10 protein-coding genes and 2 pseudogenes are annotated in these 9923 nt (G+C 59.6%); 5 read left to right on the top strand and 7 right to left on the bottom strand.

Features of this window, described 5'->3' with window-relative positions:
• Positions 1–122: 122 nt before the first annotated feature.
• The 3 genes and pseudogenes from FSO04_RS43845 to FSO04_RS43855 form a co-directional block, all read left to right on the top strand.
• Positions 123–287 (top strand): annotated as a pseudogene (locus FSO04_RS43845) (tyrosine-type recombinase/integrase); the annotation flags it as partial.
• 21 nt (positions 288–308) lie between these two features.
• Positions 309–1478, top strand: a complete 1170-nt coding sequence (locus FSO04_RS43850; protein WP_154567567.1) for an IS91 family transposase — start codon at positions 309–311, stop codon at positions 1476–1478.
• Positions 1479–2333: 855 nt separating this feature from the next.
• Entirely contained in the window at positions 2334–2903 is a 570-nt protein-coding gene (locus FSO04_RS43855) for a hypothetical protein (protein ID WP_154567568.1), read from the top strand.
• A 535-nt stretch (positions 2904–3438) separates the two neighbouring features.
• On the opposite strand, the gene FSO04_RS43860 is transcribed toward FSO04_RS43855, so the two are convergent.
• The 4 genes from FSO04_RS43860 to FSO04_RS43875 form a co-directional block, all read right to left on the bottom strand.
• A complete protein-coding gene (locus FSO04_RS43860) occupies positions 3439–4377 on the bottom strand; it encodes an alpha/beta fold hydrolase (protein WP_154567569.1) in 939 nt (312 codons plus the stop codon).
• A 148-nt stretch (positions 4378–4525) separates the two neighbouring features.
• Positions 4526–4780, bottom strand: a complete 255-nt coding sequence (locus tag FSO04_RS43865; RefSeq protein ID WP_154567570.1) for a transcriptional regulator, SarA/Rot family — start codon at positions 4778–4780, stop codon at positions 4526–4528.
• 103 nt (positions 4781–4883) lie between these two features.
• Positions 4884–5111 (bottom strand): hypothetical protein, encoded by a 228-nt coding sequence (locus FSO04_RS43870; protein WP_154567571.1) that lies wholly within the window; start codon positions 5109–5111, stop codon positions 4884–4886.
• Between the two features lie 1131 nt (positions 5112–6242).
• Positions 6243–6488, bottom strand: coding sequence for a hypothetical protein (locus tag FSO04_RS43875; RefSeq protein ID WP_154567572.1), 246 nt, complete (start codon positions 6486–6488; stop codon positions 6243–6245).
• 223 nt (positions 6489–6711) lie between these two features.
• On the opposite strand from FSO04_RS43875, the gene FSO04_RS43880 reads away from it, so the two are divergent.
• Positions 6712–7119, top strand: coding sequence for a hypothetical protein (locus tag FSO04_RS43880; protein ID WP_154567573.1), 408 nt, complete (start codon positions 6712–6714; stop codon positions 7117–7119).
• A gap of 225 nt (positions 7120–7344) precedes the next feature.
• Here the strand turns inward: FSO04_RS43880 and FSO04_RS43885 are convergent.
• Together FSO04_RS43885 and FSO04_RS43890 are read right to left on the bottom strand one after the other, a co-directional pair.
• Positions 7345–7519 (bottom strand): annotated as a pseudogene (locus FSO04_RS43885) (phage portal protein); the annotation flags it as partial.
• A gap of 138 nt (positions 7520–7657) precedes the next feature.
• Complete coding sequence (locus FSO04_RS43890) at positions 7658–7954, bottom strand: TM2 domain-containing protein (RefSeq protein WP_054033873.1); 297 nt, start codon at positions 7952–7954, stop codon at positions 7658–7660.
• Between the two features lie 732 nt (positions 7955–8686).
• Here FSO04_RS43890 and FSO04_RS43895 point away from each other — a divergent pair.
• Positions 8687–8938 carry a hypothetical protein gene (locus FSO04_RS43895; RefSeq protein WP_154567575.1) on the top strand — a complete coding sequence of 84 codons (252 nt, stop codon included), beginning with the start codon at positions 8687–8689 and terminating at the stop codon, positions 8936–8938.
• 46 nt (positions 8939–8984) lie between these two features.
• Here the strand turns inward: FSO04_RS43895 and FSO04_RS43900 are convergent, their stop codons facing one another.
• A complete protein-coding gene (locus FSO04_RS43900) occupies positions 8985–9392 on the bottom strand; it encodes a lysozyme inhibitor LprI family protein (RefSeq protein ID WP_154567576.1) in 408 nt (135 codons plus the stop codon).
• Positions 9393–9923: the final 531 nt, after the last annotated feature.

Here is a 9923-nt window from a genome sequence, read left to right on the forward strand (position 1 = left end):
GAAGGAGCCCAGACTATCTCTATCTGGTTTCGACTATCTGCCTCAAAAAGCGGAACATTCTGGACTTACAAGACATAGTCCGGAAGGGAAGATAGTGCCGCCTATGTCTTTGAAGACATAGGCGACATAGCTTCGCGACACACCTCCTTGAACAGAAGGTGGACATCCGCGTGATCCAGGTGCTGCTCGGCCATGCGAAGCTCGAGAACACCGCGCTCTACGTCCAGGTGGCCACCGACCTGCTGCACGAGGTCACCAGTCCGCTGGACCGTCTGCCCTCCGAGTAGGCCCGCGCGCTGTAGCGCCTCATGCTGGAGGTTGCGGACATCTTCCGCAGCCACGGGCCAGCGTGGCGGACCACGATACACCTGAGCCTGGGGCAGCTGAAGGTCATGTCGGCCATCGAACGGTGCCGCACGGCGGCACTGGGCGGACATGTGCTGCGCTGTTCAGGCTGCGCAAGGACAGAGGTGTCCTTCAACTCGTGCCGGGACCGGCATTGCCCGAAGTGTCAGGCCAGCGCCGCACACCGCTGGCTGGAGGCACGCCAGGCCGATCTGCTACCCGTCGAGTACTTCCACGTCGTCTTCACGCTGCCCGCGCCCATCAGTGCGATCGCCTGGTACAACAAGCGGGTCATCTATGGGCTGCTGCTCGACATCGCCGCCGACACGCTGCGCACGATCGCCGGGGATCCCAGGCATCTTGGCGCCCAGATCGGCGCCACGCTCGTACTGCACACCTGGGGCTCGGCGCTCACGCATCATCCACACGTGCACGGCATCGTACCCGGCGGCGGACTCTCGCCCGATGGCGAGCGCTGGATTGCGTGCCGGCGTGGCTTCTTCCTGCCCGTGCGGGTGCTCTCGCGCCTGTTCCGGCGCCGCTTCCTCGAAGCACTCGCAGACGCACACCGGCGCGGCCAGTTGCAGTTCTTCGGCGAATACACCGGGCTCGCTGATCCCGCTACCTTTGCCCGGTGGCTTGCGCCGCTACGTACCTGCGAATGGGTGGTCTACGCCAAGCGCCCGTTCGCCGGACCGGAAGCGGTGCTCGAGTACCTCTCACGCTACACACACCGCGTCGCCATCTCCAACCAGCGCCTGGTCGCCTTCGATGAGCGTGGCGTGACGTTCCGCTGGAAGGACTACCGTGCGAAGGGACGCACCCGCTACAAGACCATGACCCTCGAAACCGGCGAATTCTTGCGCCGCTTCCTGCTCCATGTGCTGCCCGGTGGCTTCCATCGCATCCGTCACTACGGACTGCTCGCCAACCCGGTGCGCCGCACCAATCTCGCGAAGGTGCGCGATCTGCTGCACGTCGCACCCGAGATCAGCCCGTCACCGGACGACGCCGTCATCCAGCCCCGCCCCGTCTTCATCTGCCGGCACTGCGGCGCACCGATGATCGTCATCGACATCCTCGCGCGCTGCGCCCCGATCCGCGCACCGCCAATGCGCCGGAGTCAGACATGAGCGCAACGGTCCTTCGATCTGCCTGTCGAACGTCGGCTCTGCGGCAACGCGGCCCACGAGCGGACGTTTGCGCGTGTCGCTTCGCACAGGCCCTCGCACGTCCGCTTCGCCACCACAATTGCGCCACGGCACCGCTTCATCACTGCGTCAGCGCCCATCAGGCATCCCGCCTGGCCGCGTCGCATCTGGCACCGCTGGGCATCCGGACCGATCAATCGCCATAGCCGCGAAGCTCCAACCGCATCGGGGCACTCCGCGGTTTCCTCCATCGAGGCCTATTCGACGCCTGCCAACACGCGCTGAGCCACCGTCACATTCCTGTGGCCGATGGCAGGCATCGAATAACCCTTAACGGCTACGGCCGACCGCGTCAGGCGGGATGGCCCACGATAAGCCTTTCGAATTATCAGCGCGAGCGTCCGATACCGCGTCTATTCCAAATGTTCGAACAAACTTGCGCACCGTCTACGAGGCTGAGGCCGAGCGGAAACATGACGGCCACTTACGAGTGCTGCCGTCAAGCGAGCAGGTCCGGTACCTGACGAAGCGCGTTCCATCGTCTCCACGCGCGCCTCACTCGCGGGTCGGGGGCTGGCGCGGGCGACTAGGGCGATGTGCGCCGCCCTGCGTGTTTCGCGTGACTTTTGCCACATACCGTCGACGCATGGTTAACGATTTCTTCATGTTCTGTCGATGGCACAGGCTCGCGCTTCTGACCACAATGAAACAGGTCAACGTGAGCGGCGCGGTGCGCCGCCGCTGGCCAGCCTCTGCCGGACGCTTTGTGCCTGTGCAAGCGCCTTGACATCACGCACACCCTGCGAAGCGCCCGTGGTCGGTGACAAGGAGATGAACATGAAAAGCAAAAGTTTGACCTGTGCGGCGGCCGTTGCGGCCACCCTTCTGTCGTTGAGCGGTGCGGCGCATGCCAAAGGCCCCATCTGTTCCAACGAAACGCTGAGAGGCCTGTATGGATTCAGCGCTCAAGGCGAAATACTCGGCATCATCGGCACGGATGGTGCGGTTCACTACGCAAAGTCTCGGCTGCTGCTCAACGATGTCGCCGTCGTCAACTTCGACGCCAACGGCAACTTCACGCGAAACGATGCGGGCAATATCGGCGGCTTGCCAAAATCGGGCGGCGCCTTCAATTCCGTTCAGTTCGGCACCTACAACGTGAACAGCGATTGCACGGGAACGATGACGATCAACTACGGCACGAAAGCGAGTCCCGCAGGCGTGGTGCTCGTTGTGAATATCGTTATCTCGTCGGATGCGACACTGGTGATCGGCGAGATGACCAGTGAGACGGTCCCCTTCGCTGCTGCGCCTCCCACCGTCGATGGCACGTGTGGGAACCCATGCTCCGAAGCGGTGCAAATCAGTTTCGAGGGCAAAAAGGTGCTCGCCTACGGATTCCGTTAGGCGGACGGGACACGGCTTCAGGGGAAAGGTGGCAGCGACATCGGTACGTCGACGCTTGCCGCTTTGGTGCGCAGGCCGCCCGGCGCCCGGCTTTCGCTGGCGCAGCGGCGCGCTCGGCCAATCGGAGCTGCGGCAGACGCGACCCTTCAAAAGCCGATCTGATCGCATCTGTCCGACGGTCCGTTGCGGGTCGTCCTGAGCCGATCAGGTGTCGGCCCGAGTTCGGCCAAGAAGGGCCTTTCGGGTTGGGCCGGTGAACGTCTGCTGATAAGCTGCAAGCTGTCTTCTCGGGACTTGCGCCAGATAATTTGTGGACTTGTTTGCTGGGTGCAGACCTTTCAGTGGCCAAGCCCTCACATTGGCGGGACCAGTCCAGCTACCTGATACCCCTGAACTGAGTTCTCACTGGTGCTGCATTGGACGCTCGGCGCGCACCTCAAGCATGCCGCCGGCATCCGCGCCGACTTCCCGCGGTTAGTCAGTCAGCAACCAATCGCCGGTGCTGGCGTGCCCGATCAATGCCCGGAGTCGATGGTCATTCATCCGCTTGTCGCAGATAGAACGCGTCGAGAAACTCGTTCATCAGTGCCGCTATGTCATCCACTTTTTCATCAAGTGCAAAGTGGCCTGCGTCGAGCAGATGGACTTGCGCATTTGGCAAATCACGCTGGTAGGCAGCAGCTCCGGCCGCAATGAAGGATCTGTCGTAGCGTCCCCACAGGATGAGCGCGGGAGGCTGTTGCGTTTTCATCCATTCTCGCCAGGCTCCATAGGCCGCCACGTTCGTACGGTAGTCATAAAGCAGCGCGGCCTGGATGTCAGACTGGCCCGGACGATTGAGAAACGCGTACTCGTCCGTCCAGGTGTCCGGGCTGTAGCGTTCGGGGTTCGGGCTCTCACCGTCGTGACGATATTTTGTACTTTCGAACGATGTGAACGCGGTGAACACTTCTGGACGCGCGGCAGGATCCGCCCAGTACTCCTTGATGGCCGTCCACTTTTGCCCGAGACTTTCCTCGTGGCTATTGGCGTTCTGGATCACTAGCGCTTCAAGACGCTCGGGATGTGCCAGCATGATTCGGAATCCGATCGGACCACCGTAGTCCTGCAGATAAAAGCTGTAACGGTCGATGCGAAGCTGTTCGAGTAGGCCATCGATCGTCTCGGCGAGGTGATCGAACGTGTAGGCGAACTGCGAAGGCGGCGGTGCGTCGCTGTGGCCGAAGCCAGGATAGTCCGGTGCGATAAGGTGGTAGTGTGTCGCGAGCAGCGGAATGAGGCTATCAAACATCCGCGACGACGACGGAAACCCGTGAAGAAGCACGATGGTTGGTGCGTCTTTGGGCCCCGCCTCTCGATAGAAGACGCCGACACCTTTAACTTCCGCTCGGTGATAAGTGAGGGTCGATGAGGACGATCCGCTCGGAACAGTCCTGCGTGGGCGGGAATCGGTAGGCGGACTCTTTGTATTCATGGTGACTCCGTTATTAGGCAACGTTGGAGCGGCAAGTTAAGTCTGCGCCCTTCATTCCCTCGAAGCAGACGACATTGCTCGTCAGTGCACGACATCAGATGGCGATGTCAAGGCTACGGCGTAATCGAATCAGATCAGCCCGCAAATGTTAAAATGACTGACGGTTGATGCCGGTAGCTCTCAGGGCAGTCGTCGAAATGATTGCGGCCGCTGCTTTGAGCGCTCTCCCATCTTCGTCCCGGGTAATCAGCACCTGCCGTTCGTCAGTGGATTCGCGTGAACGATTGACGCGCCCGGCCGCTTCCAGACGTTTAAGAAGTGGGGTAAGCGTGGCGGAGTCCAGGAACACTCGCTCGGCGACCGCCCTCAACGCTATGCCATCGTGCTCCCACAGCACCGACATGACCAGTTACTGCAAATCCTAGCTTATTTTTGCGGACGAAACATTCCAAGCCGCCCATCTGGCGAACAGTACAGGGCGCGTATAGGCCTTCACCCAACGCCGATCAGTCTGGCTTCGCGTAGTCGTGCCTGCTGCCCTCGTCCTTGCACGCCCAAAGCCACGCCACGACGAACACGCCGAGACTGGCGCCCAAAGACGTCCCTATTGCCAAGCCAAGCAAGAATTCCATCGCTTCCGCCAGTTTTGTGTGATTGCCAAACTGTGCACGAGCGTGGGTGGGTGATCGTCTGCCTGCATAGTGGATCGGCAGCATGAGATAGATGCGCTTCATGATCACTTTTCCGGTCGTGGCCAGCGGGCATCGAAGCCCATGATTTCATTCTTGTACACTTCGACACAGCCTCGAAGTAGGAAGGCTCGCGGAAAAGGATGGGTAAAGACCCGCAAACGTCTTTGGCCACGGCTGCTGCCAACTCCGCCTCGAGTCACCGAAGCGCGTAATCATTCTTCCTACCGCTTGCCCTGGCTGTGCAGCCCCGAAGGGTACATGCGGAGGTCATAACTGGCGATCGGTTCTTTGCGTTGCGTCAATAAATGTGTCACCCGCTGCGTCGACGCGTGCTGACATCCGTTCGGCCTTGGCAGACAAGCGTTTGCAGGCGCAAATTAAACGCGTCACCGGGCGATGGAAAGCCGGTGGGAGTGACTCCGGTCAGCGTTGGGGCGTCCACCTCGGTTCGACTGACTGCGCGGCCGTGCGTCGCGAGCGCGAGGCGGCTCGGTCGCACAGTGCGCTCAGCTCACACAAAACATATTCCGATGCGGATCGGTAACGGAGCCCGTACACATATGATCGTCTCAATATTGAGCCAGCTTGGGCGATGCGCTGGCCCGTCACCGCAAAGTGCATTCCTGTGACCGCTCTATGTCTTTCTTTCAATTCCATGTCGCCGTACTCATAGGTCTCGCGGCCGGCTGCTTCAAGTGCAATGGGATTTGCGTATTGTCAGGATTGAGCTCACTTCCGTTGCGTAGCAAACATACTCCAACTTCATTCGGCGGCTCGCAATTGCCTCGCCGCATCGTGTTTGCCACGCCAAGGAGTCTTGCACACCAATGTCGCAAGAGGCGCTGTTTCAGCGAGGAAACGTTTCGGAACTTAAGCGTATTCGCCGCAAGCGCCTTGGCGCAGGCAACCGATATCAGGCGTGAATCTTCAGCGAATGGCACGACTCTCGCATAACGTCCTTGCGAGGTTAGACGAACATACTGCGGTTCGATAACGCCGCATGCCATGTGCCGCTCCGCGTGCCCGGGTTCATCCAGATAATCAACAGGAGTCAAGACATGAGTGTCCTGCGCCCTCCGCTTAACTCGGTGTGGGAGAACGACGAGGGAGACCGACTTGTCGTGATTGGGCTGAGCAGACTATTCACCGAAAAGGAAACGACAGCGGCCAGCATCATCGCATGGCGAACAGGCGCCGAAAGCCGACCGCAGGCGTGAGCTCTTTGTCGTCAGGTACGCGGAATATGCCGACGGCCATGATATAGGTTGCGAAATCGACAACGAGCAGTGGGCCGACCTGATCACATCTGCGGGTTTTCGCATGACCGGCATTGAGCCACGGGGTTGACGCTGCTGGCGCATCGGCTAACCAGGAAACCTGAGAGAAAAGCATGCGGGCAGGAAGCCCGGTGTCCAGCATTAGGGGAAGTCCTTGCAAACAGTATCGGCCACAATCGGCCGTTCGACGAGAACGCCAAAATCGCTAACAATTATCACTTCCATCGTGCAGCCGGAATCTACGCGGCCAGCATCGCCAGCTTCTCTCCCACTCACTGCTAAGCCACCAGAGTACTTATGCGACCTGAACTGCGTGACCCGTTGACCGGAAACAGCTCCAGCAACTGCTGCCGCTGACCAAGGCCGTGTTTCACCTGCATGAGAGCGGACGCGGGTACGTTGAGGAGTTGAAGCGGATTTCTCGATTGCTTGGTCGCGTCGTCGGTCAAATCGATGTTCTCGGTGCGTTCGGTTCCACGGATGCCGACGGGTTTGCGAGACGGCTGGCAATAGACTGGCATGCCGCTCCAATGGACCTATCAGAGCCGGAGCTTCTGGAGTTGTTTGATGCCGTCTGCGAGGTTCGCGGAAACCAAGAGCTTCTTGAATACTGGGTCCGATGTCTTGCGCTCAACACCGGCGATGACCGGATTTCAGACCTCATCTTCTGGCCCGAGCAATACTTCGGCGCCGGGTACGATGGACGCGAGCTTAATCCGGCCGAAATGCTTGAGGTCGTGCTTAGCAAACGGCGTGCAGAAGGAACCCAGTGATGCCGTTCGGTTCTGGGGGCTCTCAATGAGGCTCACATCCCCGGAGGGAGGGCGGTGTCCATTCCATCTGGGTCGATCAGAGCCGTTCGAAAGCACCTATCGAGGAGCATTCGGCACACGCAATCGGTAGTCTCGACGCACCCGCATCGAACGCCCCCCCTGCGCCTAAGCGACCCGCGGCACCCTGATCGAATACGGGTTGAACCGCACAATCTCCTCGCCGATCTAGTCATTGCGGTGCGCGAATCGACGTTGGTTCGATTTCATTTCGCCCGAATACCGCGGCAGCCGTGTTGGCCGCACCAAACCCGCCCGTATTGCTTGGCACGATCCCCATGAGCTGCGGCGGGATGCGATGCGCCGCGAGCAAGTTGTCGCGCGTAAGCGATGCCATGTCGTACTACTGCTTCGAGCCGGAGAACTTTGAATTCTTCGCTCGAGCTAGCGTGGGACCTTCTGCCCCCAGCGCCCTAGCTGTCCATCTTTAGTATCCAAGCCAAAGCACCATGGCTTACCTGATTAGTTATTCCACACCGCTTCACTCTGAAAGCCGTTGCGCCAGCATCGTGTTATGTTCTCGCACGCCTCCGGAAATGCAGAACACGTCGATAAAGAGCCACCCGTATAGCGCCAGCAACAGGAACACGCCGATGTAGGCGAACGCCGTGGTCCAACCGAAGATGAACAGCAGCAATTGAAGGACGGCAGTGCCGGTGAAGCCGAGATAGAACCGGTGCGCGCCAAGGCTACCGAGAAAGAGCCAAAGCAGAAAGGCCACCACGCCACTCTTTTTCTGAGCTTCGTACATCATCATGCTGCGTGTCGAGTCGTTCATTTTCAGGATTTCCGAAAGGTTTTGGGGAGGCGAGGGGGCAGTGACCTCGGAGTGCGACGCGGGCCGTGTTCTACAGCCGGCCAGACGAGGACCAACTGCGTTGAGCCGTCAACGATCGAAGCGCAACCGCCAGGGGACAGCAGTCCGTGCACCACCCATGTCGATTTCATAGATTTCCCCGTTTTTGTTGTGCTGCCTTGGATAGGCCGTCCCTTCGCTGTCAAGGAGCGATTTGTTACGCTGCTATTGGTTGGCCTTTGATTCCGTCTTCGCTGAGTTGCCGTGCGGAGCACACATGCACTAAACATGCCATCACCTTCAAGCCGCTGTCGCCATTGGCCGACAGGCTGGATAGGTTTTGGGGAGTGCAGATGCCGTGCCGAAGTGATTCAGGTTTGAACGGCGATCCTTGATAACGAAACGATTTCCTCGTTCGTCTCGCCCGCGCAGTCTTTTCTTGTTGTCCCGTTCTTGCAGAACGTAACAGCGCTGTGGTGCCGCTTATGTGGAGTCCCCGCTGCGCGTCGAAGGATTTGTGGGGTGTCGTCGGACGAGTACTTGCGCCAATTCAGCCAATACAGGCTTTCTTATCGGTTCGGTTTGTCACAAAACTGAATACCATCTCCCCACGGCGGGAAGCTGCGGTGCGCCCATACGCGAAGTCAGGACGCGCCGGTCTGCTGGCTCAGTTGATGTAGTACGCCGTCAACACCATATGAGCTGCCATATCGAGTGGGAACTTCGCCTCGCCTCGTCGGTTCGGTCGCCCACGCCTTAGGCGCGAATTACCTGCTCGCGCAATCCTGCAAACAGGCGGCGAAAAAGATGCCGCCGCACGTGACATGCAGCGGCATTCACAAGCCGCAAGTAACGGGAATCACCGTCGCTTACTACATCGATAACGGCAGCGGCGGCGAAAGCCTGAACCCGCCTGAACCCTACAAAGACAATCTGTTCGCGAAAAAGTCGTTTGCTTCTCGGTAAATGTCAGCTTCGGGCCATCAATCGGGCCGAGCCCAATCTGCGCACATCAAGGAGCGTAGTAGTTCAATTCATCGATCCGCGCACGGATCGCGTCCACATTGAGTGCCTCGATGTCGGCGCTCGCCATCGACCCCCGGTCGGCTCGCCATGGACCGTTATAGGCTTGACGCTGCGCGTCGCGATAGGCCAACCACTGACGTTGGGCGTTGCGGATCAGCATGCGCGATTGCGGATCGGCGTTGCGCATGATCCGTTGATACACGTCGTTCATGCGTCTGTCATACGCAAGGTAGGCCTTGTGTGAACAGTCGGTCATGCCCGCCGTCGTCTGCCCCGCCGGCGTGCCAAGACATGCCTCGACCTGGGCCTCGATCGGGTCGACTTTCTTTTGCGCCGATGCGATGGGTACAGCAAGGACCATCAGGATCAAAAAACTAGCCGTTCGTGTCATCATCCGCCCTCATCCGTTGATAGCTGCAAATGCGCAACTACGCATGTTGCCAGTGGTCGGGCATAAGGTGTCGTTCGAATTTCGTGGGATCTTCCGGATGGTGGGCTCCCCAATGTGCATATCCGGCGACATGTTTTGCGGCGCGCCCTGGTCGAGGGGCGATGCCGATCTCGAACCAGACCGGCGTACCTGCGGTCTCTCGGGCGCTCGTTGCCTAACGAAGCTCCTGCAGAAAGAGCTTGGAGACCTGGATCGCATTGCGGCGTGGCGCTTCCTCTAAACGTACCAGTCGAGTGCGAGTGCGAGGTCGAGGTCGAGCTCGAAATCGACGACGGGGTGCGCAGCCTCGTGTGAAACCCGAGCGGCCGCTCTACCGTGGCAGAGAGATGCGACGCTTGGGGCAGTGCCCGGCCGAGCCTGTGTGGAAACTCAGTTTTGGCTCTGAGGGCGAGGTTGCCGGTCGGTCGATAAAGTTAGATGCGTCTCGCTTGCGCTAATCAAACATCCGCGGGCGCAAGAAGCCCCTTGGGGCTT

The organism is Paraburkholderia madseniana (genome assembly GCF_009690905.1).
GTDB lineage: Bacteria > Pseudomonadota > Gammaproteobacteria > Burkholderiales > Burkholderiaceae > Paraburkholderia > Paraburkholderia madseniana.

Bases quoted from the DNA above. Each gene is read 5' to 3' on its own strand.
- FSO04_RS43850 (WP_154567567.1), top strand. From the start codon at position 309: ATGCTGGAGGTTGCGGACATCTTCCGCAGCCACGGGCCAGCGTGGCGG.
- FSO04_RS43855 (WP_154567568.1), top strand. From the start codon at position 2,334: ATGAAAAGCAAAAGTTTGACCTGTGCGGCGGCCGTTGCGGCCACCCTT.
- FSO04_RS43860 (WP_154567569.1), bottom strand. From the start codon at position 4,377: ATGAATACAAAGAGTCCGCCTACCGATTCCCGCCCACGCAGGACTGTT.
- FSO04_RS43865 (WP_154567570.1), bottom strand. From the start codon at position 4,780: ATGTCGGTGCTGTGGGAGCACGATGGCATAGCGTTGAGGGCGGTCGCC.
- FSO04_RS43870 (WP_154567571.1), bottom strand. From the start codon at position 5,111: ATGAAGCGCATCTATCTCATGCTGCCGATCCACTATGCAGGCAGACGA.
- FSO04_RS43875 (WP_154567572.1), bottom strand. From the start codon at position 6,488: ATGCTGGACACCGGGCTTCCTGCCCGCATGCTTTTCTCTCAGGTTTCC.
- FSO04_RS43890 (WP_054033873.1), bottom strand. From the start codon at position 7,954: ATGAACGACTCGACACGCAGCATGATGATGTACGAAGCTCAGAAAAAG.
- FSO04_RS43900 (WP_154567576.1), bottom strand. From the start codon at position 9,392: ATGATGACACGAACGGCTAGTTTTTTGATCCTGATGGTCCTTGCTGTA.